Genomic DNA, 21,663 nt, shown 5'->3' on the forward strand with positions numbered 1-21,663 from the left:
GTGCGGTGCGATCAGCCGATCGGCAGGCCGCCGCCCAGCAGGCCGCCCAGCGGGGTGCCGGCGAGCAGGCCGCCCAGCGGGCTGCTGCCGCCGCCGAGCGAGGGCATCGCGCCCAGGCGGTTGGCGGACTCGTGCTCGGCCAGGCCGGCCACGGCGCCGGTGACGGGCAGCGACTTGGCGGCAGCGAGGACCGGGTCGAGCTTCTCGGCGACGGGCAGGCTGTGCGCCAGCCGGTCCACCGGCAGGCCCTTGGCCACGGTCTGCATCGGGGTGGCGGTGGCCTTCTGGGCGGCCGGGAGGACCTTGTCGGTGACCGTGGGGCCGACCTTCTGCTCGACGGTCGGGACGACCCGGTCGGACAGCGTGCCGAGCGCACCGGTCAGCTCGCCCGCCTTGGCGGCCGGGCCGAGGTGGCCGAGCGCGTCGTCGGTGGACGGCAGGGTGTGCGCGACGGTGCTGCCGGCCGCGTCGCCGGCCGCCGGGCCGCCCGCCGCGAGGGCCGCGCTGCCGGTGGTGCCGACCATCTGGCCGAGCTCGTGGGTCGCCCCCTGCACCGTGTCGCCCGAGTTGGGGACGTTGGCCAGCTTGGTCACGCCCGCGCCCAGGTCGGTCTGCGGGACCACCTCGGTGGCGGAGGCGGCACCGGCGGCCGCGAGCGGCGCCGCGGTGGCGGCGACGATCAGCGCGGCCTGGGCGATCCGGCGCGTGAGGGGGAGGGACATGGTGCTCCTAAGAGGTGAGGTCTACGGTCCGCCGGGCGGACGGCCGGGACAGCTGTCCGGCTCGCCCCACGGGCGACGTGTATGACCGCAAGAGCACCGGGAAGGTTTCGGCCGGTCAAGGTCAAGGGTTGGCAAAGATCGGACGATCCGCTTTCCGGCAAACCGTGCGGATCGTCCACGATCGACGTGCTGAAGAATCGTCACTTCCCTTGGCGGGGAAGGAATTCGCCGGGCGTCGGACGGACCGGCGTGTCGGCTCTCCGTCGAGTGCCGTGCCGTCAGCGGGAGTTGACGCGAATCACCCGGTGGGCCGTCACCCGCGCATCTGTGCGTCAACGCACGGTCGGTGCCGTCACTTCTTCTTCGCCGGGGCGCCCAGCGTCACCAGCACCCGGTCCGTCGGGGCGTTCGGCAGCGGCTTCCAACCGTCGTTGGGGCGGTCCACCCGCCACACCTTGCCGTCGTAGGCGACCTGCCCGATGCCCAGGTCCGCCGCCCGCGCCACCGACCAGTGGGCCAGCGCCCAGCCGGTCTGCTGGGTGCCGCCCGCGCCCGCCGTGCTCGCGGTCGGCTGCGGGGTGAACGCCAGCACCTCGCGCGGGTCCTTGGGCGCCCGGTCGGCGCCCGCCACCGTCACCGCCTTGCCGAACTCGCGGCGCACCCGCTCCGAGACGCCGGTGGCCGGCGGGGCCGCCGCGTCCGGCTGCGGCAGCTCGTGCACCACGCAGTTCAGCGAGGCCGGCTCACGGCCCATCAGCACGGTCGCCAGCAGTGTCGCGTTGTTCTCGTGCTTGGCGTACGCCTGCGGGTAGCCGCTGCGCTGCACCTGCTGGGCGGCGTCGGTCAGCGGCATCTGCGCGTAGCCGTTCACCTTCACCAGGGCGTCCAGGAACTTGTTGGTGGCGTACACCGGGTCCATGATCTGGTCGACCGTGCCCCAGCCCTGCGAGGGGCGCTGCTGGAACAGGCCCACCGAGTCCCGGTCGCCGCCCTCCAGGTTGCGCAGCTTGGACTCCTGTATGGCGGTGGCCAGTGCGATCGTCACCGCCCGCTCGGGCAGGCCGCGGGACATCGCCACCGCCGTGATGGTCGCCGCGTTCGCCGCCGCGCCCAGCTCCAGCTTGCCGGAGCCCGCCGCGGTGGCGACCTTGCACTCCTCCTCCGGGACGCTGATCTTGTCCCGGTTCAGCCACACCACCAGGCCGCCGACCACCGACAGCGCCAGCAGCCCGACCAGGATCCGCCACCACGGCCGCCGACGGCGCTCGGACGCGCCACCCCCCGGGTACTCGGCGTCTGTGGCCACGGTCGCCCCTCTCCTCGTCGTCCCTCGTCGTCCTGTCGCGGCGGTCCGAATCGGGTCCGCGCCGTTCGCGGACACCGTAACCGCTCGGACGGTCGTACGGGTCCGTGCGGTTGCGTGCCCCGCTGCCGGGCCGTCCGGCCGCTCGGTAGGGTGGCGGCCATGAGCAGCCCGAACGAGCCCCTCGACCTGACCCTCGACGGCGGGACGCTGACCGCCCGCCTCGTCGACTTCCCGTCCGTCAGCGGCGAGGAGACCGCTCTCGCCGACGCGGTCGAGGCCGCGCTCCGGGCCTACCCGCACCTCACCGTCGACCGGTTCGGCAACAACGTGGTCGCCCGCACCCACCTCGGCCGGGCCCAGCGGGTGGTGCTCGCCGGCCACCTGGACACCGTCCCGATCGCCGACAACGTGCCCTCGCACGTCGAGGGCGACCTGCTCTACGGCTGCGGCACGTCCGACATGAAGTCCGGCGTCGCCGTCCAACTCCGGCTCGCCGCAACGGTGGTGGAGCCCAACCACGACGTCACCTACGTCTTCTACGACAACGAGGAGGTGGAGGCCGAACGCAACGGCCTCGGCCACCTCTTCGCCACCCACCCCGACTGGCTGGCCGGCGACTTCGCCGTCCTGATGGAGCCCAGCGGCGCCGTCGTCGAGGGCGGCTGCCAGGGCAGCCTGCGCGCCGACATCACGCTCACCGGCGTCCGCGCCCACGCCGCCCGCAGCTGGCTCGGCGACAACGCCATCCACAAGGCCGCCGAGGTGCTCCGCCGGCTCGTCGAGTACACGCCGCGACGGGTCGTCATCGACGGCCTGGAGTACCGCGAGGGCCTGAACGCCACCCGCATCGACGGCGGCGTCGCCGGCAACGTCATTCCCGACGAGTGCCGGATCCACGTCGCCTTCCGGTTCGCCCCCGACCGCAGCCTGGAGCAGGCCGAGGCCCACCTGCGGGAGGTCTTCGAGGGCTACCAGGTCGACATCGTGGACGCCTCCCCGGCCGCGCTGCCCGGCCTCTCCCAGCCCGCCGCCCAGGACTTCCTGGCCGCCGTCGGCGGCGAGCCCCGGGCCAAGTTCGGCTGGACCGACGTCGCCCGGTTCTCCGCGCACGGCGTCCCCGCCGTCAACTACGGCCCCGGCGACCCGAACCTGGCCCACAAGCGCGAGGAGCACTGCTCGCTGACCGCGATCGCCGACGTCGAGGCGCGACTGCGGGCCTGGCTCACCAAGTAGCTTGTCGGAGCGGCATGTCCGCGGCCGGTGGCGTCGCACAGCCGTTTTCCGTTGTTCCTCGGAAAGTTGCCTTGTCAGGCGTAGGGTTTCGTCATGACAGCCAACGGAGAAGGACACGTCCGCAGGACCAAGAAGCCGTGGCCCGAGAAGCGCAAGGGCCCGGTGCTGCTCCGGCGGGACCAGGTCGAGACGGAGACGACGGACCAGCGGCTGCTGGACACCACCGGGCCGACCGACTGGTTGCACACCGACCCGTGGCGGGTGCTGCGGATCACCTCGGAGTTCGTCGAAGGCTTCGGCGCGCTCGCCAAACTCCCCACCGCCATCAGCGTGTTCGGCTCCGCCCGGACAGCGGTCGGCTCGCCCGAGTACGAGGCCGGCGTGGAGATCGGCCGGGCCCTCGCCGAGGCCGGCTACGCGGTGATCACCGGCGGCGGCCCCGGCGCGATGGAAGCCGCCAACAAGGGCGCCACCGAGGCCGGCGGGCTGAGCGTCGGCCTCGGCATCGAGCTGCCCTTCGAGCAGGGCCTCAACGAGTACGTCGACCTGGGCCTGAACTTCCGCTACTTCTTCGTCCGCAAGACGATGTTCGTGAAGTACTCCCAGGGCTTCGTGGTGCTCCCCGGCGGACTCGGCACCCTGGACGAGCTGTTCGAGGCGCTCACCCTGGTGCAGACCCGGAAGGTCACCCGCTTCCCGGTCATCCTGTTCGGCAGCGCCTACTGGGGCGGGCTGGTGGAGTGGCTGAAGAACACCCTGGTCGCCGAGGGCAAGGCCGGCCCGCAGGACCTCGACCTGTTCCACGTCACCGACGACATCGCCGACGTGCTCAAGGTCCTGGAGGACGCCCGCAAGCCGCAGGGAACGGAAGCGTAGCCGCCCCCGACGGCCCGGCCGGCCCGCCGGTCAGGCCAGCCCCCGGCGGGCGACCGCCGGGGGACGGGTGCCGCGGATCGACGCCACCATGTCCAGCACCTGACGGGTCTCCGCGACCTGGTGCACCCGGTAGACCTGCGCGCCCAGCCAGGCCGAGACGGCGGTGGTGGCCAGCGTGCCGAGCAGGCGCTCGTCCACCGGCCTGTCCAGCGTCTCGCCGACGAAGTCCTTGTTCGACAGCGACACCAGCACCGGGAACCCGGTCGCCGTCATCTCCGGCAGCCGACGGGTCGCCTCCAGCGAGTGCCGGGTGTTCTTCCCGAAGTCGTGGCCCGGGTCGATGATCAACCCGTCGTGGCGCACGCCCAGTTCGAGCGCCCGCTCGGCCAACCCGACGGTCACCGCCAGGATGTCCGCCATCACGTCCTCGTACCCCACCCGGTGCGGACGCGTCCGCGGCTCCGCGCCGCCCGCGTGCGTGCACACCAGGCCCGCGCCGTACCGGGCCGCGACCTCCGCGAGCTTCGGGTCGAAACCGCCCCACGCGTCGTTCAGCAGATCCGCGCCCACCTCGCAGACCGCCTCGCCGACCTCGTGCCGCCAGGTGTCCACGCTGATCACCGCGTCCGGGTGGCGCTTGCGCAGCTCCGCCACGAACGGCACCGTGCGCCGCAACTCCTCCTCGACGGTGACCTCTTCGCCCGGCCCGGCCTTCACCCCGCCGATGTCCAGGATCGCCGCGCCCTCCGCCATCGCCCGGTCCGCGGCGGCGAACGCGGCCTCGTCGGCGAAGGTCGCCCCCCGGTCGAAGAACGAGTCCGGAGTGCGGTTGACGATCGCCATCACGAGCAGCTCGTCCGGACCGAACTCCCGCGTGCCGAGGCGTAGTGCCACCGGTGTCTCCTCCTCAGCGCTCCCGGGTGCAATGATGGGCCCCGGCCTGTACGGGACCATGATCCCACCTGATCCCGCCAGAGGGCCGAAGCCGACGGGAATTGCCGGGACGACCGGGCGACCGGGGACTGACGGAGGACAGCTCGTGTTCTGGGTGATCGTGGTTGCGATGGCCGTGGTCGTCGGTGGCGCCGCACTGGTGGCGCTGGGCGGCGGCGGATCCCTTCCGGAGGCGGAGCACGACCGCGTCACCGCCCGCCTCCCGCAGGACCGCCCGCTCAGCCGCACCGACGTCGACGACCTGCGCCTGCCGATGGCGCTGCGCGGCTACCGGATGGACGAGGTCGACGACGTCCTCGACCGGCTCGGCGCGGAACTCGCCCTCCGCGACGCGAAGATCGCCGAACTGGAGGCGGTCGGCGCGGTGCGCGGCTCGGTCGAGGCGACGGGCGCCGTCGGCGGGGAGCCGCTGCCGGGGCTGGAGTCGTTCACGGCGGTGCTGGAGAAGAAGCCTTCCTCCGAGGACTCCTCCGAGGACTCCTCCGAGGACTCCTCCGAGGACTCCTCCGAGGACTCCTCCGAAGGCGCCTCGGACGCCGAGAAGAGCGACCACTCGTGACCACCGGCGCGGTGCTCGGCGGGGACGGGCTGCTGCGGTGCGGGTGGGGCGACTCGGCGGACGACTACCGGATCTACCACGACACCGAGTGGGGCCGCCCGGTCCACGGGGACCAGGCCCTGTTCGAACGCATCTCGCTGGAGGCGTTCCAGTCCGGTCTGTCCTGGATCACCATCCTGCGCCGACGCGAAGGCTTCCGGGCGGCGTTCCGGGACTTCTCGATCGAACAGGTCGCGGAGTTCGGGGACGCCGACGTGGAGCGGCTGCTGGCCGACACCGGGATCATCCGGAACCGGGCGAAGATCCTGGCCACAATCGCCAACGCCCGGGCGGCACTTGAGCTCGGCCCCGGCGAACTGGACACCCTGGTCTGGAACCACGCGGGCGACCCGACCCGGCCCGCGCCCCGGACGCTCGCAGAGGTCCCGGCGGTGACGGCGGAGTCCACCGCGCTGTCGAAGGCCCTGAAGAAGAACGGCTTCCGCTTCGTCGGCCCGACGACCGCCTACGCACTGATGCAGGCATGCGGCCTGGTGAACGACCACCTGGCCGACTGCCACGCGCGGTAGGCCGCCCGAGCGGCCACGGCTCGCCGTCCACGGACCTCACCGAGAGCGCCGTTCCCCTTCGCGCAGTTCCCCGCGCCCCCGGCTTCGCCAGGAGTGCGGGGTGAGAGTGGCGTGAAGGGAGCTCCACCCCTCGGGAGTTACTTGCCGACGAAGGTGGGCTTCTGCTTTCCCACGAAGGCGTCCACGGCGATCCGGTGGTCCTCGCTGTTGCCGGCCATGGTCTGCAACTCCTCCTCCTTGTCGAGGAGTTCGGTCAGCGAGTGGGACGCGCCGTAGGCCAGGGACTCCTTGATCGCGCCGTAGGCGACGGTCGGGCCGTCCGCCAGGGTGAGGGCGAACTCGTGGGCGGTGGTGGCGAGTTCGGCGGCGGGGACGACCCGGGTGGCGAGGCCCAGCGCCAGCGCCTCTTCGGCGCGGACGGTGCGGGGGAGCATGAGGAGCTCGGTGGCGCGGGCGTGGCCGACCAGGCGGGGGAGGGTCCAGGAGGCGCCGGAGTCGGTGGTGAGGGCGACGCCGGCGAAGGAGGTGTTGAAGCCGGCGGTGTCGGCGACGATCCGGAAGTCGCAGGCGAAGGCGAGCGAGGCGCCGGCACCGGCGGCGATGCCGTTGACGGCGGCGACGGTGGGCTTGCGCATCCCGGCGAGGGCGCGGACCAGCGGGTTGTAGTGCTCGGCGACGGTGCGCAGGGCGCTCTCGCCGGTCTCCTGCTGGTGGTGGAGCAGTCCGAGGTGCTCCTTGAGGTCCTGGCCGACGCAGAAGGCCTTCTCGCCGGCGCCGGTGAGCAGCACGGCCCGGACGTCGGGGTCGGTGGCGGCGGTGGTGACGGCGTCCCGGAGGGCGACCTTGGTGGCGACGTCGAGGGCGTTCATGGCGTCGGCGCGGTCGATGGTGAGGACGGCGAGGGCGCCGTCGCGGTGGTAGCGCACGGTGTCGGACATCGGTGAGGGCTCCCGGGTCGCGGTGGGCTGGCGGTGGGCTGTCGGTGGGCTGTCGTGGGCACAGCATGCCGGAGTGCGGCCGGGTGGGGGAGTGTGAGGTGGCGCACCTCCGGAGGGCGTGTCGGAGTGCGGCGGGATGCGGCTTTCGGCTGGTAATCGCTGCCTTGATGCGGGTTCGGGGGGCTTGGCGCAGAGAGTGATGTTGGTCATCGAGCGGTCGCATGCGGGATAATGGCTTCCGATCAATGCGTTCGATACCGGCGGTGGACGGACTGCCGGTGCGTACCTGAACGGTTGCAGGAAGGGGAACGAGCATGGCGGCCATGAAGCCGCGGACGGGTGACGGCCCGCTGGAGGTAACCAAGGAGGGGCGGGGCATCATCATGCGCGTTCCGCTCGAAGGGGGCGGGCGCCTGGTGGTCGAGCTGACGCCGGACGAGGCCGATGCTCTGGGCGAGGCGCTGAAGAAGGCCTGCGGCTGACTCAGGCAGGTACTGCCACTCGCACATCCCGGGCGCTCCGGGAGTGTTCGACGGGCCCGGTCCCCCGGTTCGCGGGGAGCGGGCCCGTTCCGCTGCCCGCGCACCGGGGGACCGGGCCCCGGCGGCGGCCCGTGTTCAGCGTTTGACCGCGCAGAGCAGGCCGTCGCTGACCGGCAGCAGCGCGGGCAGCAGGCTGTCGCCCTGCTCGCGGATGTCGGCGACCAGGTCGCGCACGGCGCGGGTCTGCGGGTCGTCGAGTTCGGGTTCGGCGAGCCGGCCCTCCTGGAAGACGCCCTCGAAGCAGACCACGCCGCGCGGCCGGAGCAGCCGCATCGCCTCGGTGAGGTGGAAACCGGAGTCGGCCGGGTCGCCGTCGCAGAACACCAGGTCGTACTGGCCGTCGGCGAGTCGCGGCAGCACGTCGCGGGCCCGGCCGGGGATGAAGCGGGCCCGGTTGGCGGCGAACCCGGCGGCCAGGTAGGCCTCGCGGGCGTACTGCTGGCGGACGGGTTCGGAGTCGACGGTGGTGAGCACGCCGTCGGGCCGCATGCCGCGCAGCAGGTAGACGCCGGACACGCCGGTGCCGGTGCCGATCTCGACCACCGCCTTGGCGTCGAGCGCGGCGGCCAGCAGGCGCAGGGCCGCGCCGCCGCTGGGACCGATCGCGCGTATGCCGGTGCGGGCCGACTGGGCCCGGGCGTAGGTCAGCACCGCGTCCTCGCCGATGTAGGTGTCGGCGAGGGCCACTCGCTGGGGCCCGAACTCGGTGATGGCTGCCTCTTCCGGAGCGCCGATGTCGATGGAAGTCGACAAATTCCAGCGACAGACTACTGGCCGTCCGGGAACCGCGTTCGACGGCTGGCCGTTGAGTTGTCGTGGGTGGCCGGACCACCCTCGGCGGCCGCTGTTCGACCGCTCTTATCCGGGCTTGACGTGTGAGGTGGATATGGTGGTGGCTCTGCTGGGCAGAAGAGCCGACCGAGGAGGTGTGGCCGAGGGCGACGTCCCTGTGCAGCGGCACTCCCGCGGCACCACGTCGGCCCGTACGCCGAAGCCCGTGATGAACCAGTCTGTGCACTCCCCCCTGGACAAGTCGACCGCAGCCGACGACTCGGTGGTCGAGACCACCGGCACGCTCGCGTCCTTCGCGGAGGGGCCCGACGCGCAGAGCTGGACGCCGCCCAGCTGGGAAGAGATCGTCGAGGCGCACAGCGCCCGGGTCTACCGCCTGGCGTACCGGCTGACGGGCAATCAGCACGACGCGGAGGACCTCACGCAGGAGGTCTTCGTCCGGGTGTTCCGCTCGCTGTCCACGTACACCCCCGGCACGTTCGAGGGCTGGCTGCACCGGATCACCACCAACCTGTTCCTGGACATGGTCCGCCGCCGCCAGCGGATCCGCTTCGACGCCCTCGCCGAGGACGCGGCGGAGCGCCTGGCCAGCCGTGAGCCCAGCCCCGCCCAGCACTTCAGCGACACCCACTTCGACGCGGACGTGCAGCAGGCGCTGGACACCCTCGCCCCGGAGTTCCGTGCCGCCGTGGTGCTGTGCGACATCGAGGGCCTCTCGTACGAGGAGATCGCCGCCACCCTCGGGGTGAAGCTCGGCACCGTCCGCAGCCGGATCCACCGCGGCCGCTCGCACCTGCGCGCCGCCCTCAAGCACCGGGCGCCGAACGCCGCCGCGGGCCGTTCGCGCCGGGGCGGCTCCGCCGAACCCGTGCCGGTCGGCGCCGAACCGGCCGGTAGCGACCGGAGGGGGTCATGAGCGATCACGCCCCCGAGCGCGCGGACGCCAACGGCCGCTCGCGCTGGGCGTCGCTGCGCCGTGCCGAGCAGACCCCGGCGGGGTCCGAGCTGCGGCCCGTGGCGGTCCGTCCGGTCGAGCCGGCGGCCGAGGAGCACCACCACCTCGGCGACCGCCTCACCGCCTTCCTGGACGGCGAACTCGGCCACGACGCCCGCGAGCGGGTGCAGGCCCACCTGGCGACCTGCCCGGAGTGCCTGGCCGAGGCGGAGGGCGCCCGCGCGGTCAAGCGGACGCTCAGCAGCGCCGTGATGCCCGGCCCGTCCGCGGCGCTGATGGCCCGGCTGATGGCCGTGGCCGCGCTGCCGGAGGACGATTCGGACCCTGAAGGGCCGTCGGGTGCCGTGTTCGGCGGCAGCCGGCTCACCGGCGGCTCCTTCGGCCGGGGCGCGGGCTTCGGCGGCGGCGCGCTGGGCTCCGACGCCCCGATACCCGGGATCGACCCGCGGGCCGGCCTGTTCGGCTCCCGCCCGTCCGCCGTGGTGCGTCCGCTGGCCGCGCTCGCCGAACTTCCCACCCCCCGCCAGGCCCCCGCACGCGGGCGCCGGCTGGTGTTCGCGGCCGCCGGGGCGTTCTCGGTCGCGGCGGTCACCCTCGGCGGCCTCACCGCAGGTCAGTCCGGCCCGAACCGGCCCACCAACGTCACCCCGGTCGGCGGGGCGATCGTCCCCGTCAACGCGCAGCAGCAGGCCGACATCCCGGACTATCCGATGCGCGCCCGCCTGCAGTCCAGCCCGCAGCCGTCGCCCAGCGGTGACCCGCGGCAGTTGCTGCGCTAGCCTGCCTTCACCGGCACGTCGTCGATGCCGGTCACCCGGGTGGTCTTTACCACGGATTCACCTCCGGGAGACCGGGGAACGGCCGCCCGCGTTTACCCTTGGTTCAGCGTTGTCGGGTGCTGGGAGTTCAGGTGTTCGGAGACATAGGCGGACTCGAGGTCCTGACCATCGTGATCATGGCCATTGTGATCTTCGGTCCGGACAAGCTCCCGAAGCTGATCCAGGACACCATGGGCTTCATTCGCAAGATCCGCTCCTTCGCGGACAACGCGAAGGAGGACATCCGCAGCGAGCTCGGACCGGATTTCCAGAACTTCGACTTCGAGGACCTCAACCCGAAGACCTTCGTCCGCAAGCAGCTGCTCGGCGACGGCGAGGACCCGCTCGGACTGAAGGACCTCAAGGACAGCGTCGACATCAAGTCCGCGCTGAACGGCGAGCCCACCCGCACCCCGACCGCCGCGGTCGACTTCTCCAAGCCGGCCGCCCCGGCGAGCAGCGGCCCGGCCCTCTCGGTCGGCGAACGTCCCCCGTTCGACCCGGACGCCACCTGACCGACCGGCCCCCCGCACGACCCCGACGCCCCGCCCGGCAGGCGGGGCGTCGTCGTTCGCGCCGCTATCGTGTCCTCTACCTCCCCGGAGGCGGGCGCTGTGCGGTCCGTCACGCCAGGCCGTGTCCGGCCCGGTCCTTCCGGACGGAGGGGCCGCGGTGCGCCACCATGGAGCCCGCCCGTGGCAGGAGCACAGCCGAGGAGGCCCCGCAGTGGACGCCACGCAAACGACCGCAGACCCCGCCGCCACGCGTCGGCCCGCCGCCGACCCCCTCGCCGCCTACCGCGCCGCCGACTTCCCCTGGTACGGCCTCGACGAGGGCTGGACCGGCCGCCGCTGGCTCGGCCAGGTCGGCAACGGCCAGAACCCGCGCCCCACGCCGTCCGACACCCCCGACTACGGCACCCTCGGCCACGGCGACGAACCCGCCCGCGGGCCCGAACCCCGCGACACCCGGCGCTTCGCGGTGGTGGTCACGGTGGCCCGCCGCGAGGTACGCCGCAGCGCCGACAACACCGGCGTCCTGGAAGCCACCTCCGCGTCCTCCGCCGCCTGGCTGGCCGGTGCCGGCCTGCTCGCCGCCACCTGGCCCGGCAACCTCGACCGCACCCTGCGCCAGCACTGGCTCGACCAGCAGTCCACCCTCGCCTGGGACTTGGCCGACGACCTCGAAGGCCCCGCCTGGTCCTCCCTCACCCTCCCCGTCAACGGCGTCCCGCAGCCCTTCCGCTACCGCGAGTCCGAGTACGGCTGGGTCCTGGCCGGCGAGGCCCCCGGCGTCCTCATCGGCGCCTACGGCCGCTCGGTCTCCGCGTACGGCATCGGCTTCACCACCGTCCCCGACCTGGAGACCTACGACGGCCGGTAGGGTCTGGCGGCTCCGCAAACGTGAACGGCCCCGGGCACCCGCCCGGGGCCGTTCGGCGTGCTGAGGATCCGTCAGAACTTGTTCTTCGGGGTCAGGCCCAGGGAGAGGCCGGACAGGCCGCGCTGGCGGCCGGAGAGCTTGCCGGCGATGGTGCGCAGGGCGGCGCCGGCGGGGGAGTCGGGGTTGGAGAGGACGACCGGGCGGCCGTCGTCGCCGCCCTCGCGGAGGCGGACGTCGATCGGGATGGAGCCCAGGACGGGGACGGTCGCGCCGACCGAGCGGGTGAGGGCGTCCGCGACGGTCTGGCCGCCGCCGGTGCCGAAGACGTCGATCATCTCGTCGCAGTGCGGGCAGGGCATGCCCGACATGTTCTCGATGACGCCGACGATCTTCTGGTGCGTCTGCAGGGCGATGGTGCCCGCCCGCTCGGCGACCTCGGCGGCCGCCATCTGCGGGGTGGTGACGATCAGGATCTCGGCGTTCGGGACGAGCTGCGCGACCGAGATCGCGATGTCGCCGGTGCCGGGCGGCAGGTCCAGCAGCAGGACGTCCAGGTCGCCCCAGTACACGTCCGCGAGGAACTGCTGCAGGGCGCGGTGCAGCATCGGGCCGCGCCACACCACCGGGGCGTTGCCCGGGGTGAACATGCCGATCGAGATGACCTTCACGCCGTGCGCCGCCGGCGGCATGATCATGTCCTGCACCTGGGTGGGCCGACCCTCGACGCCCAGCATGCGGGGCACGCTGTGGCCGTAGATGTCGGCGTCCACCACGGCGACCTTCAGCCCGTCCGCGGCCAGCGCCGCCGCCAGGTTGACCGTCACCGAGGACTTGCCGACGCCGCCCTTGCCGGACGCCACCGCGTACACCCGGGTCAGCGTGCCCGGCTTCGCGAACGGGATCTCCCGCTCCGGGGCGCCGCCGCGCAGCAGCTGGGAGAGCTCGCGGCGCTGCTCGTCGCTCATCACGTCGAGCTCGACGGAGACCGTGGTGACGCCGGGAACCGCGGACACCGCGTCGGTGACCCGCTGGGTGATCGTCTCGCGCATCGGACAGCCCGAGACGGTGAGGTACACCGCGACCTTCACCGCGCCGCCGTCGCCGATCTCGACGGATTTCACCATGCCGATCTCGGTGATCGGACGGTTGATCTCCGGGTCGTGGACGGTCGCCAGGGCTTCCTGGACGGACTGCTCCGTCACCCCGGCCGCCACCTCTGTCTCGTTGGCCATGTGTTGATGGTACGGCGCTGCGCCCCGCCCCCGACTCGCCGGTAGCGTGCCGCGGGTCACAACGGGTCGGCGGGCTCCCGGCGTTCCTCGATCTCCCGGAGCAGTGACTGCAGTTCGGACCGGATGCTGCTCAGTTCAGAAGTGATGAAGGCGCGCGTGGCGACCTCGCCGAGGCCCTGGCGCAGGGCGGCGACCTCGCGGGTCAGGTACTCGGTGTCGGCGATGTTGCGGTCGCTGCGGGCCCGGTCCTGCTCCATGTTGACGCGGTCGCGGTCGTCCTGGCGGTTCTGCGCGAGCAGGATCAGCGGGGCCGCGTACGAGGCCTGCAGCGACAGCACCAGGGTGAGGAAGATGAACGGGTAGCTGTCGAAGCGGGCCGAGGTCGGGAGCAGGGTGTTCCAGGCCACCCAGACGATGATCACCACCGTCATCCAGACGATGAACCGTCCGGTGCCCAGGAAGCGGGCGATCCGCTCGGACAGCTTGCCGAACGCCTCCGGGTCCCACTCCGGCAGCCTCATCAGGCCGGGGCGGCCGGTGCGCGGCTGGTCCAGCCGCGTCCGCGGGGCCGGGGGCAGGCCCGGTCGCTCCTCGCGGCGGACGCGCTGCTTGCGGCTGCGCAACTCCCGCAGCTCGCCCTGGATCCGCTGGCCCGGCGAGTCGTGCTGGCGCTTGCGGTCACTGTCCATCAGACACCTCGTGGGTGGGAATGCCGTGCGCCGAGCCCTCGCGCCAGTCGTCCGGCAGCAGGTGGTCCAGCACGTCGTCCACGGTGACCGCGCCCAGCAGGTGGTCGTCCTCGTCGACCACGGGTGCCGCCACCAGGTTGTACGTGGCCAGGTAGGAGGTGATCAGCGGCAGCGGCGTGTTCGGCGGCAGCGGGTCGAGGTCGTCGTCCACGATCGAGCCGACCAGCGTGTACGGGGGTTCGCGCAGCAGCCGCTGGAAGTGGACGGTGCCCAGGTAGGTGCCGGTCGGGGTCTCGTTCGGCGGGCGGCACACGTACACCTGCGCGGCCAGCGCCGGCTTGGTGTCGGAGACCCGCACCCGGGCCAGCGCCTCCGCGACCGAGGCGTCCGGTTCCAGGACGATCGGCTCGGTGGTCATCAGACCGCCCGCGGTGTCCTCCTCGTAGGACAGCAGCCGGCGCATCTCCGCCGCCTCGGCCGGCTCCATCAGGCGCAGCAGCCGCTCGGCGTCCTCCTCGGGCAGCTCGGAGAGCAGGTCGGCGGCGTCGTCCGGGTCCATGGTCTCCAGGATGTCGGCGGCCCGTTCCTCCTTGAGCTTGCCGATGATCTCCACCTGGTCGTCCTCGGGGAGCTCCTCCAGGACGTCCGCCAGCCGGTCGTCGTCGAGGGCCGCCGCGACCTCCGCGCGGCGCTTCGCCGACAGGTGGTGCATGACGTTCGCCAGGTCGGCGGCGCGCAGCTGCTCGAACGTCGCGAGCAGGTTGGCCGCGCCCTGGCCCTCCTCGGCGAGCGAGAAACCGGTGACGGCGGACCAGTCGAGCAGCACCTGCTCGCCCTTGGCCTTGCGGAGCCGGGACGCCGGCCTGCCGACCTGGACGAAGACCTTGTCGATCTCCCACTCGCGCAGGCGGGTCTGCACCATCGCGACGTCCAGCACCGTCACCTCGTCGGAGGTCTTGGTGCGGGTGACGGTGCGGTCGAGCAACTCGGCGAGGACGAGGGTCTCGGACGGGCGCTGCTCGAAACGACGCATGTTCAGCAGGCCGGTGGAGAGCACCTGGCCGGACTCCAGGCTGGTCACCCTGGTCATCGGGAGGAAGATCCGGCGGCGGCCGATCACCTCCACCACCAGCCCGAGAACCTTGGGCGGGCTGCCGCCCAGCCGCAACGAGACCACGACGTCGCGGACCCGGCCGACCTGATCGCCGTTCGGGTCGAAGACCGCGACCCCGGAGAGGTGGGAGATGAACACCCGGCTGCTTGGGCCCGCCACTTCGACTCCCTCGGGGAAACGGACATAGCCACCCAAATCTAGCGGGTGACTGCACGACGAGGGCGCGTCGGGGCGGCAGGTTCTCGGGGTGCCGCGAGCTTTCCGGCGGGTGTCTACCGCTTCTTCTTCTTGAAGAGCAGCTTGGGGAGGCCCGCCGGGATCGGCTTGCGGGTGGTGGCCGGGCTGGGCATGGGCGCGGCGGTGAGGGCGGTGTCGGGGTGGGGCGTGAGGGGGCCGGTGGGTTCGAGGCGGAGGATGCGGCACTCGCGGGCCCAGCGGTCGCCGATGGTGTCGGTGTCGGGGGCGTTGAGGCGCTTGCCCTTGAGCTCCTCGACGGCGCCGTCCCAGGCGGGGCTGCCGGGGGCGACGGCGGTGACGGCGGCGGTGAAGGCGACGAGGCGGCCGCCCTTGTCCTTGCTGCGCAGGGTGAGGGCGGCGGTGGCGCCGGCGGCGAGGCCGTGCAGGGGCTGCTCGGCGCCGTCGCCGACGACGATCACGGCGCCGTCGTGCCAGGCGTGCCAGAGCGGGCGGGCGTGCGGCTGTCCGGTGGGCTGCACCCAGAGCAGTCCGGACTTCTTGGCGGCTTCCTCCACCACGGCCCGGTCCAGGAAGTCTGCCGCGCTCGCGGTCGTCGTACGCTCCATGCCGCACAGCGTACGGCCTGGCCGGTGGGCGGACGGTCCCATCCCCCGGGACGACAGTTCCATGACGGTCGGACAGCCCTTACGGTGTATCCGCCCGTCCGTCGTCCGCAGAGCCGTCCGTCGTCCGTAGAGGGAGAACCGTGCCCGCCGTCACCACGACCGCCCCCGCCGCGCCCGCGGCGGTCGATCAGCGAGGGGCGTTGCCGCGCACCGACCTGCTGCTGCTGGCGGTGTCGATCGCGGGCATCTCGCTGTCCGCGCCACTGATCAGCGCGACGGCCGCGCCCGCGTTGGCGATCGCGTTCTGGCGCAACGGCATGTCGGTGGCGGTGCTGGGCCCGTACGCGCTGTGGCGGCACCGGGCCGAGCTGCGCGCGATCTCCCGGCGGGCGCTGGTGCTGGCGATGGCGGCGGGCGTGCTGCTGGCGCTGCACTTCGCGCTGTGGATGCCGAGCCTGCGGATGACGTCGGTGGCGTCGGCGACCGCGCTGGTGACGACCACCCCGCTGTGGACGATCGTGCTGATGCGGCTGTTCGGGGTGCGCGCGCCGCGGCTGGTGTGGCTGGGCGTCGGGCTGGCGTTCGCGGGCGTGCTGGTGCTGACCGGCGTCGACCTGTCGGTCTCGCCGCGCGCCCTGCTCGGGGACGGGCTGGCGCTGGGCGCGGGCGCGGCCGCGGCCGGGTACATGCTGCTGGGCGCGGAGGTGCGGCGCACCGTGTCGACCACCGCGTACACCCTGGTCTGCTACGCGACCTGCGCGGTGGCGCTGCTGGCGGGGTGTCTGCTGACGGGCACGCGGCTGGCGGGCTGGCCGGCCGGGGCGTGGTGGCAGATCTTCCTGCTGATGGTGACGGCGCAGCTGCTCGGACACTCGCTGAGCAACCGGGTGGTGCGCACCCTCGGCCCGTCGATCACCTCGACGGCGATCCTGCTGGAGACCCCGGGCGCGGCGCTGATCGCGGCGGTGTGGCTGGGCCAGTGGCCGCCGGTCGTCGCCTACCCGGCGGTCGGGCTGATCCTGGTGGGCCTGGTCCTGGTGGCCCGGGCGGAGCGCCGCTGACGCCCCGCCCGTCCGGGCCCTCGCCGACGCCCGCCCGTCCGGGCCCTACAGCCAGCCGTTGCGGCGGAAACCCCGGTACATGCCGATGCAGATCAGGGCGATCACGCCGAGCACGGTCGGATAGCCGTACGTCCACTGGAGCTCCGGCATGTGTTCGAAGTTCATGCCGTAGACGCCGGTGATCATGGTGGGGACGGCGAAGATCGCCGCCCAGGCGGTGATCTTGCGCATGTCCTCGTTCTGGGCGACCGAGACCTGCGCCAGGTTGGCCTGGAGCAGCGAGTTGAGCAGCTCGTCGAAGCCCTGCGCCTGCTCGCTGACCCGGGCCAGGTGGTCGGCGACGTCCCGGAAGTACTTCTGCATCTCCGGGTCGACCAGCCGGGCGACGGGCTCGGCGAGCTGGAGCATCGGCCGCAGCAGCGGGGTGACGGCGCGCTTGAACTCCAGCACCTCGCGCTTGAGCTGGTAGACCCGGCCGACGTCGGCGCCGCTGCCGCCGCGGTTGGCGAAGACGCCGTACTCGATCTCGTCCACGTCGTTCTGCAGCCGCTCGGCGACCAGCAGGTAGTTGTCGACGACGTGGTCGGCGATCGCGTGCAGCACCGCGGCCGGGCCCTTGGCGAGCAGGCCGGTGCCCTCCGCGTCGGCCTCCAGCCGCAGGCGCAGGGCGCGCAGCGAGGAGTGCGCGCCGTGCCGGACGGTGATCACGAAGTCCGGTCCGGCGAACACCATCAGCTCGCCGGTCTCGACCACCTCGCTGGTCGGGGTGAGCTGCTCGTGCTCGACGTAGCGGACGGTCTTGAACACCGCGAAGAGCATGTTGTCGTATCGCTCGACCTTGGGGCGCTGGTGCGCGTGCACCGCGTCCTCCACCGCGAGCGGGTGCAGGCCGAAGCGCTGCGCGATGCCCTCGAACTCGGCGCCGGTGGGCTCGTGCAGGCCGATCCAGCTGAACGAACCGGGCCCGGTCTGGTGGGCCGCCTTCACCTGGCGGGCGGCCTCGCGCGGGCTGCAGCTCTCGCCGGTGCGCCGGCCCTGCTGGTAGACGGCGCAGTCCACCACCGCGGACGGCGTGTCGCCGGGGGGAAGGCCGAGATCGTCACCGGTCCGTCGGCGGGCAGGACGGACGACGGCGGCGCGCAGGTTGTTGATCATCGACATGGCGCGGACTCCTTGGGCCGGACCGGCGCGCGCCTCGGCAGGGCAGGGCGAACGCGACGGCGGGAAACACCGGTGGACACGCCGGGGCCGATGATGCGTCAGAAAGCCGTTGCTGGGCGGGTTTCGACGGCTCGACCCCGGGGAAGGTGCTCTCCCGGCCGGACGCCACGCTGCGTGCGAGCCCAGGTCAGCCGTGCAGGCGGCGGGCCGGGGTGGGCCGGAGAGAGCTGCCGGTACTGCATGGTCGACTGCTGTCCACCGTGACCACCTCCTCCACGCCGGGGCCCGCGCGGGGGCCGTCGCGGCCTTGGTGCGTATTCACAAGGCCGACCGCTCACATTAACAGCTCTTCCCCGTGTCGAGCCCCGGAGTTCGGGGTACGCCGGGTAAAGGTCGCGCCAAGGCTTGCCCGCGCACCGCGCGCTAAGGTCGCGGCATGGCGCACGACTTCCCGCTCTTCGGCGACTTCTCCGATCCCGACGCCGGCCACGGCTCCGGCCCGACCCGGCAGACCGTCCTGGCCGCCGTCGAGGCCCGGCTGATCACCACCTTCGGCGAGCCCTCCGGCCGCGCCGCCGTCACCTTCGTCGGCGCGGACCGGATCGAGGTGCTGCGCTTCGGCCCCGACGCCGAGGGCCTGGTCCGCTACGCGACGCTCGGCATGTCCGCCGCCCCGATGGCCGACCCGTCCTCGGCGGTCGCCGACCCGGTGCGCGGTCCGCGCGCCGAGCTGGTGCTGACCGTCCGCGGCGGGCAGGACGAGGTGCACCGGGCGCTGGTGGTGTTCGCCGCCAGCCCGCAGGTGGAGGGCCTGGTGGTGGCCCCCGGCGGATCGCTCGACCTGGGCTCCCCGCTGTGGACCGGCGCGCCGTTCACCTCGGTGCTGGCCGCCGAGCCCGGCGGCCTGGTCGAGGACCTCGAACTCCCGTTCCCCGCCGAGGCGGTGCGCTTCCTGCCGCTGCTGCCGATGACGCCCAACGAGGCCGCGTTCAAGCGCGTCCAGGGCGCGGCCGCGCTGGAGGAGCGCTGGCTGAAGCACGGCACCGACCTGCGCGACCCGAACCGCCGGGGTGTCCCGCTGGACTGACGGGCGGTCAATGCGGGTGGCCCTCGATGAAGCCGAACACCCCGTTGGCCACCAGCTGCGCCGCGATCGCCGACAGCAGCAGGCCGGACAGCCGGGTGATCAGCACCACGCCGCCCTCCTTGATCACCCGGATGATCGCCAGCGAGAACCGCATGGTCAGCCAGAGCACGACGTGCATCAGCACGATCGCCGCCCAGAGCGCCGCGTGCTGCGTCCCGGTCTGTGCCTGCTGCACGGCCAGGATCACCGCGACGATCGCCCCCGGCCCGGCCAGCAGCGGAGTGCCGAGCGGGACCAGGGCGACATTGACGTCCTTGGTCTGTTTCGGCTCCTCGATCCGGCCGGTCAGCAGGTCCAGCGCGATCAGCAGCAGGAGGATCCCGCCGGAGACCTGCAGTGCCGGGATCGACACGTGCAGGTAGTCCAGGATCTGGTGCCCGAACAGTCCGAAACAGGTGATCACCCCGAGTGCCACCAGTGCGGCCTGCCAGGCCATTCGACGTTGCACGCGATGCGCCCGCCCGGAGGTGAGCGCCAGGAAGATCGGCATGATGCCCGGCGGGTCCATGATCACGAAAAGCGTGACGAACAGTGAGCCGAAGACCTTGCCGTCGATGACGGTGCCCATGGCGGGCAATTGTGCGCGCCCGGATCGTTCGGGTGCGATGGGACGCGCCGGGGGTTTCATCCGGCGACGGGCGCGGCTCCGGTTGCCTGCGACACCAGTGCTTCGTACACCGCCGGGTCGGTGGTGTGCTCGCCCAGCCGGACAGTCTTCCGGCTGCCGTGGTAGTCGCTGGAGCCCGTCACCAGCAGCCCCAACTCGCCTGCCAGGGCGCGGAGTCGGGCCCGGGTCGGGTCGTCGTGGTCGGTGTGGTCGACCTCCAGCCCGGCCAGCCCGGCCGCCGCGAGATCGGCGATCACCTCGTCGGACACCGTCTGTCCGCGCTTGACCGCTCCGGGGTGAGCGAAGACCGGTACGCCCCCCGCCGCCCGCACAAGCCGTACCGCCAGCACCGGGTCGGTCTCGTGCTTGCGGACGTCCGCCCGCCCCCCGTTGGCCAGCCACTCCGGCGTGAACGCGTCCGAGACGCTCGCCACCACGCCGGCCTCCACGAGCGCGGACGCGATGTGTGGACGGCCCACCGAACCGTCCCCGGCGATCCGCTCCACCTGCTCCCAGTCGATCGGCGCGCCCAGCTCCCGGCAGCGCTCCACGATCGCCCGCCCGCGCCGGAAGCGGTCGTTGCGCACCAGCTCCCGCTCCGCCGCGAAGGCCGGCTCCGTCGGGTCGAACAGGTACGCCAGCAGGTGCATGCTGATTCCGCCCACCTGGCAGGAGAGTTCGGCGCCCGGCACCAGGGTCAGCCCCGTCCCGGCCACCGCCGCCGTCGCCTCGGCGTACCCGGCCACCGTGTCGTGGTCGGTCAGCGCCACCACGTCCAGGCCCGCGGCCACCGCGTTGGCGACCAGTTCGGCGGGGGAGTCGGTGCCGTCCGAGGCATTGCTGTGGGCGTGCAGATCGATACGCATGCCGCCCAGGATAGGGAGCGGGTCAGCCCAGCAGGCGGGGGGAGAGCGCCCCGCAGGGCAGCAGGCCGAGTTCGGCGCCCGCGTCGCGCAGATCGGTCAGCACCAGCTCGTCGTGCATCAGCAGCGCGGACTGCTCGGGCCAGGCGATCGCCCACAGCCACAGGCCGCGCGCCTCGCCGACGTACACCGCCCGGTCGTCCGGCGCACCCGGGACGTGGAACATCGGGGTCGGCCGGCCGGCCGCCATCAGCTTGGCGTCCGCCGGCTTGTACAGCGCCACCGACTCGCCCGGGTCCGGCCCGTCCAGCCCCGCGTAACGGGCGCCCAGGCCGATGCCCAACTCCTCGGCCACCAGCACCAGTTCGCCGAATCCGCCGAGCGGGGCGGGCCCGGAGCAGGCGACGGCGGTGGCGCGGGCCCCCGACAGGTCGTCACCGGCGTGCGCGATCCCGGTGAACAGCCAGCCGACCGGCAGCGGCCAGGGCATCCACACCGGCACCTGCGAGCGGTTCACTGCGACGTTCAGGGCCTCGACACTGGGGGGCAGCACCGGCTGCATCGGGTGCACGGCACCGTGCCGGTCGCACTGCCAGGTGTCGGAGAAGAGACCTGGGGCGCGCACCCGACCGGCACACCGCGGACAGCTTGGCTCGCCCCTCATAACCGACACGGTCCTCCCTCCGGACTGCTGCGTCAAGGACGATCACCCGTAAGGAGTCCGCCACGAGCCGCCCCGGCAACGGCCCGGGTCCGGCAGGGTGATGTCCCGGGCGGCCGGGCGCCAAACCCCCGCAGGTCGCGGCCCCCGAACACACTGACGCCCCGCCTCCCAGGGGTCTCCTGCGGTGACGGGGCGTCAGTTGGGTATCGGAACGTCGGACGGCTCGGCGGCTCGTCCGCGTTCGGTCACACGGCCTTGCACGGACGGATGTACAGGCGTTCGCCGGTTTGCGCGGCGGTCTTCAGGTACTCGGAGACGGTCGCCGCATCGGCGATCAGCCGATCGGTCTCCGCTCCGGCGTGATCCAGACGAAGGATCTCAAAACGCATGGGCCTCTCCCTTCCCGTCCTCGGGCTCCGAGGCGGACTCGGCCGGCGGTAGGCCATCGCGCGATGGCCTGCCGGCACTGGCTGGGTCGGACGTCCGGCAGGTGCAGTCACCTGTCGCTCCCCCCACTCTCAAGCAGGACTTCTTCAGCGGCACTTGCGGTGCGGCAAGCGGAGCGAGGCGACTCTGCCTCGATGACTCACTGTGCCGCGACGCTGCTACCCGGCGGTTGCCCGCGGGTAAATCCGTCGTTTCGACGGCCGGAGGAGGGTGCGGCCGTCGTACGGT

The 21,663-nt window shown here is 72.7% G+C and carries 25 protein-coding genes; 11 read left to right on the top strand and 14 right to left on the bottom strand.

The window, feature by feature from the left end; genetic code table 11:
• Positions 1-11 precede the first annotated feature (11 nt).
• Together ACFV4P_RS05720 and ACFV4P_RS05725 are read right to left on the bottom strand one after the other, a co-directional pair.
• Positions 12-722, bottom strand: coding sequence for a hypothetical protein (locus ACFV4P_RS05720; RefSeq protein WP_073810981.1), 711 nt, complete (start codon positions 720-722; stop codon positions 12-14).
• A 352-nt stretch (positions 723-1,074) separates the two neighbouring features.
• The gene (locus ACFV4P_RS05725) at positions 1,075-2,028 is read right to left on the bottom strand and encodes a hypothetical protein (protein WP_380467714.1); all 954 of its coding nucleotides are present in this window, start codon (positions 2,026-2,028) and stop codon (positions 1,075-1,077) included.
• A gap of 159 nt (positions 2,029-2,187) precedes the next feature.
• Here ACFV4P_RS05725 and dapE point away from each other — a divergent pair, with 159 nt between their 5' ends.
• Together dapE and ACFV4P_RS05735 are read left to right on the top strand one after the other, a co-directional pair.
• Entirely contained in the window at positions 2,188-3,261 is a 1,074-nt protein-coding gene (gene dapE / locus ACFV4P_RS05730) for a succinyl-diaminopimelate desuccinylase (RefSeq protein ID WP_380467716.1), read from the top strand.
• A gap of 93 nt (positions 3,262-3,354) precedes the next feature.
• Positions 3,355-4,137, top strand: coding sequence for a TIGR00730 family Rossman fold protein (locus ACFV4P_RS05735; protein ID WP_380467718.1), 783 nt, complete (start codon positions 3,355-3,357; stop codon positions 4,135-4,137).
• 30 nt (positions 4,138-4,167) lie between these two features.
• On the opposite strand, the gene folP is transcribed toward ACFV4P_RS05735, so the two are convergent.
• Entirely contained in the window at positions 4,168-4,980 is an 813-nt protein-coding gene (gene folP, locus ACFV4P_RS05740; RefSeq protein ID WP_380468164.1) for a dihydropteroate synthase, read from the bottom strand.
• 220 nt (positions 4,981-5,200) lie between these two features.
• Here folP and ACFV4P_RS05745 point away from each other — a divergent pair, with 220 nt between their 5' ends.
• Entirely contained in the window at positions 5,201-5,650 is a 450-nt protein-coding gene (locus tag ACFV4P_RS05745; RefSeq protein ID WP_380467720.1) for a DivIVA domain-containing protein, read from the top strand.
• The gene (locus tag ACFV4P_RS05750) at positions 5,647-6,219 is read left to right on the top strand and encodes a DNA-3-methyladenine glycosylase I (RefSeq protein ID WP_073810972.1); all 573 of its coding nucleotides are present in this window, start codon (positions 5,647-5,649) and stop codon (positions 6,217-6,219) included. The genes ACFV4P_RS05745 and ACFV4P_RS05750 overlap by 4 nt, the downstream gene beginning before the upstream one ends.
• A 137-nt stretch (positions 6,220-6,356) precedes the next feature.
• On the opposite strand, the gene ACFV4P_RS05755 is transcribed toward ACFV4P_RS05750, so the two are convergent.
• Positions 6,357-7,157: an enoyl-CoA hydratase/isomerase family protein gene (locus ACFV4P_RS05755; RefSeq protein ID WP_380467722.1), complete on the bottom strand. Its 801-nt coding sequence runs from the start codon at positions 7,155-7,157 to the stop codon at positions 6,357-6,359.
• A 314-nt stretch (positions 7,158-7,471) separates the two neighbouring features.
• Here ACFV4P_RS05755 and ACFV4P_RS05760 point away from each other — a divergent pair, with 314 nt between their 5' ends.
• Positions 7,472-7,639 (top strand): DUF3117 domain-containing protein, encoded by a 168-nt coding sequence (locus ACFV4P_RS05760; RefSeq protein WP_014137929.1) that lies wholly within the window; start codon positions 7,472-7,474, stop codon positions 7,637-7,639.
• Between the two features lie 135 nt (positions 7,640-7,774).
• Here the strand turns inward: ACFV4P_RS05760 and ACFV4P_RS05765 are convergent, their stop codons facing one another.
• Complete coding sequence (locus ACFV4P_RS05765) at positions 7,775-8,452, bottom strand: O-methyltransferase (protein WP_380467724.1); 678 nt, start codon at positions 8,450-8,452, stop codon at positions 7,775-7,777.
• 247 nt (positions 8,453-8,699) lie between these two features.
• Here ACFV4P_RS05765 and sigE point away from each other — a divergent pair, with 247 nt between their 5' ends.
• From sigE to ACFV4P_RS05785, 4 genes are all read left to right on the top strand, one after another.
• On the top strand, positions 8,700-9,407 hold the full coding sequence (gene sigE, locus ACFV4P_RS05770; protein ID WP_380467726.1) for an RNA polymerase sigma factor SigE: 708 nt from the start codon (positions 8,700-8,702) through the stop codon (positions 9,405-9,407).
• Positions 9,404-10,225, top strand: coding sequence for a zf-HC2 domain-containing protein (locus ACFV4P_RS05775; RefSeq protein ID WP_380467727.1), 822 nt, complete (start codon positions 9,404-9,406; stop codon positions 10,223-10,225). The genes sigE and ACFV4P_RS05775 overlap by 4 nt, the downstream gene beginning before the upstream one ends.
• A gap of 131 nt (positions 10,226-10,356) precedes the next feature.
• The gene (locus ACFV4P_RS05780) at positions 10,357-10,779 is read left to right on the top strand and encodes a sec-independent translocase (protein WP_380467729.1); all 423 of its coding nucleotides are present in this window, start codon (positions 10,357-10,359) and stop codon (positions 10,777-10,779) included.
• A gap of 211 nt (positions 10,780-10,990) precedes the next feature.
• Positions 10,991-11,647 carry a hypothetical protein gene (locus ACFV4P_RS05785; RefSeq protein ID WP_380467731.1) on the top strand — a complete coding sequence of 219 codons (657 nt, stop codon included), beginning with the start codon at positions 10,991-10,993 and terminating at the stop codon, positions 11,645-11,647.
• A gap of 71 nt (positions 11,648-11,718) precedes the next feature.
• Here the strand turns inward: ACFV4P_RS05785 and ACFV4P_RS05790 are convergent, their stop codons facing one another.
• The 4 genes from ACFV4P_RS05790 to ACFV4P_RS05805 form a co-directional block, all read right to left on the bottom strand.
• Positions 11,719-12,879, bottom strand: coding sequence for an Mrp/NBP35 family ATP-binding protein (locus tag ACFV4P_RS05790; RefSeq protein ID WP_380467733.1), 1,161 nt, complete (start codon positions 12,877-12,879; stop codon positions 11,719-11,721).
• Between the two features lie 56 nt (positions 12,880-12,935).
• A complete protein-coding gene (locus ACFV4P_RS05795; RefSeq protein WP_380467734.1) occupies positions 12,936-13,568 on the bottom strand; it encodes a DUF1003 domain-containing protein in 633 nt (210 codons plus the stop codon).
• A complete protein-coding gene (locus ACFV4P_RS05800) occupies positions 13,558-14,841 on the bottom strand; it encodes a magnesium transporter MgtE N-terminal domain-containing protein (RefSeq protein WP_380467736.1) in 1,284 nt (427 codons plus the stop codon). The genes ACFV4P_RS05795 and ACFV4P_RS05800 overlap by 11 nt, the downstream gene beginning before the upstream one ends.
• Positions 14,842-14,954: 113 nt before the next feature.
• Positions 14,955-15,485, bottom strand: coding sequence for a hypothetical protein (locus tag ACFV4P_RS05805; protein ID WP_380467738.1), 531 nt, complete (start codon positions 15,483-15,485; stop codon positions 14,955-14,957).
• 140 nt (positions 15,486-15,625) lie between these two features.
• On the opposite strand from ACFV4P_RS05805, the gene ACFV4P_RS05810 reads away from it, so the two are divergent.
• Positions 15,626-16,546: a DMT family transporter gene (locus ACFV4P_RS05810; protein ID WP_073810960.1), complete on the top strand. Its 921-nt coding sequence runs from the start codon at positions 15,626-15,628 to the stop codon at positions 16,544-16,546.
• A 45-nt stretch (positions 16,547-16,591) separates the two neighbouring features.
• Here the strand turns inward: ACFV4P_RS05810 and corA are convergent, their stop codons facing one another.
• Complete coding sequence (gene corA / locus ACFV4P_RS05815; RefSeq protein ID WP_380467741.1) at positions 16,592-17,707, bottom strand: magnesium/cobalt transporter CorA; 1,116 nt, start codon at positions 17,705-17,707, stop codon at positions 16,592-16,594.
• 436 nt (positions 17,708-18,143) lie between these two features.
• Between corA and ACFV4P_RS05820 the strand changes: the two genes are divergently transcribed.
• Positions 18,144-18,794 (top strand): suppressor of fused domain protein, encoded by a 651-nt coding sequence (locus ACFV4P_RS05820; protein WP_380467743.1) that lies wholly within the window; start codon positions 18,144-18,146, stop codon positions 18,792-18,794.
• Between the two features lie 7 nt (positions 18,795-18,801).
• On the opposite strand, the gene ACFV4P_RS05825 is transcribed toward ACFV4P_RS05820, so the two are convergent.
• The 4 genes from ACFV4P_RS05825 to ACFV4P_RS05840 form a co-directional block, all read right to left on the bottom strand.
• A complete protein-coding gene (locus tag ACFV4P_RS05825) occupies positions 18,802-19,422 on the bottom strand; it encodes a MarC family protein (protein WP_380467745.1) in 621 nt (206 codons plus the stop codon).
• Between the two features lie 56 nt (positions 19,423-19,478).
• Complete coding sequence (locus ACFV4P_RS05830) at positions 19,479-20,327, bottom strand: PHP domain-containing protein (RefSeq protein ID WP_380467747.1); 849 nt, start codon at positions 20,325-20,327, stop codon at positions 19,479-19,481.
• A 22-nt stretch (positions 20,328-20,349) separates the two neighbouring features.
• Positions 20,350-20,988 (bottom strand): DUF6758 family protein, encoded by a 639-nt coding sequence (locus tag ACFV4P_RS05835; RefSeq protein ID WP_043915920.1) that lies wholly within the window; start codon positions 20,986-20,988, stop codon positions 20,350-20,352.
• 245 nt (positions 20,989-21,233) lie between these two features.
• A complete protein-coding gene (locus tag ACFV4P_RS05840; protein WP_167349416.1) occupies positions 21,234-21,377 on the bottom strand; it encodes a hypothetical protein in 144 nt (47 codons plus the stop codon).
• Positions 21,378-21,663: the final 286 nt, after the last annotated feature.

It is taken from the genome of Kitasatospora sp. NPDC059795, assembly GCF_042732175.1.
Taxonomy (GTDB): domain Bacteria; phylum Actinomycetota; class Actinomycetes; order Streptomycetales; family Streptomycetaceae; genus Kitasatospora.

Bases quoted from the DNA above. Each gene is read 5' to 3' on its own strand.
- ACFV4P_RS05825 (WP_380467745.1), bottom strand. From the start codon at position 19,422: ATGGGCACCGTCATCGACGGCAAGGTCTTCGGCTCACTGTTCGTCACG.
- ACFV4P_RS05735 (WP_380467718.1), top strand. From the start codon at position 3,355: ATGACAGCCAACGGAGAAGGACACGTCCGCAGGACCAAGAAGCCGTGG.
- corA (WP_380467741.1), bottom strand. From the start codon at position 17,707: ATGTCGATGATCAACAACCTGCGCGCCGCCGTCGTCCGTCCTGCCCGC.
- ACFV4P_RS05745 (WP_380467720.1), top strand. From the start codon at position 5,201: ATGGCCGTGGTCGTCGGTGGCGCCGCACTGGTGGCGCTGGGCGGCGGC.
- ACFV4P_RS05840 (WP_167349416.1), bottom strand. From the start codon at position 21,377: ATGCGTTTTGAGATCCTTCGTCTGGATCACGCCGGAGCGGAGACCGAT.
- sigE (WP_380467726.1), top strand. From the start codon at position 8,700: ATGAACCAGTCTGTGCACTCCCCCCTGGACAAGTCGACCGCAGCCGAC.
- ACFV4P_RS05755 (WP_380467722.1), bottom strand. From the start codon at position 7,157: ATGTCCGACACCGTGCGCTACCACCGCGACGGCGCCCTCGCCGTCCTC.
- ACFV4P_RS05760 (WP_014137929.1), top strand. From the start codon at position 7,472: ATGGCGGCCATGAAGCCGCGGACGGGTGACGGCCCGCTGGAGGTAACC.
- ACFV4P_RS05820 (WP_380467743.1), top strand. From the start codon at position 18,144: ATGGCGCACGACTTCCCGCTCTTCGGCGACTTCTCCGATCCCGACGCC.
- ACFV4P_RS05795 (WP_380467734.1), bottom strand. From the start codon at position 13,568: ATGGACAGTGACCGCAAGCGCCAGCACGACTCGCCGGGCCAGCGGATC.
- ACFV4P_RS05830 (WP_380467747.1), bottom strand. From the start codon at position 20,327: ATGCGTATCGATCTGCACGCCCACAGCAATGCCTCGGACGGCACCGAC.
- dapE (WP_380467716.1), top strand. From the start codon at position 2,188: ATGAGCAGCCCGAACGAGCCCCTCGACCTGACCCTCGACGGCGGGACG.
- ACFV4P_RS05790 (WP_380467733.1), bottom strand. From the start codon at position 12,879: ATGGCCAACGAGACAGAGGTGGCGGCCGGGGTGACGGAGCAGTCCGTC.
- ACFV4P_RS05835 (WP_043915920.1), bottom strand. From the start codon at position 20,988: ATGAGGGGCGAGCCAAGCTGTCCGCGGTGTGCCGGTCGGGTGCGCGCC.
- ACFV4P_RS05720 (WP_073810981.1), bottom strand. From the start codon at position 722: ATGTCCCTCCCCCTCACGCGCCGGATCGCCCAGGCCGCGCTGATCGTC.
- ACFV4P_RS05805 (WP_380467738.1), bottom strand. From the start codon at position 15,485: ATGGAGCGTACGACGACCGCGAGCGCGGCAGACTTCCTGGACCGGGCC.
- folP (WP_380468164.1), bottom strand. From the start codon at position 4,980: ATGGCGATCGTCAACCGCACTCCGGACTCGTTCTTCGACCGGGGGGCG.
- ACFV4P_RS05775 (WP_380467727.1), top strand. From the start codon at position 9,404: ATGAGCGATCACGCCCCCGAGCGCGCGGACGCCAACGGCCGCTCGCGC.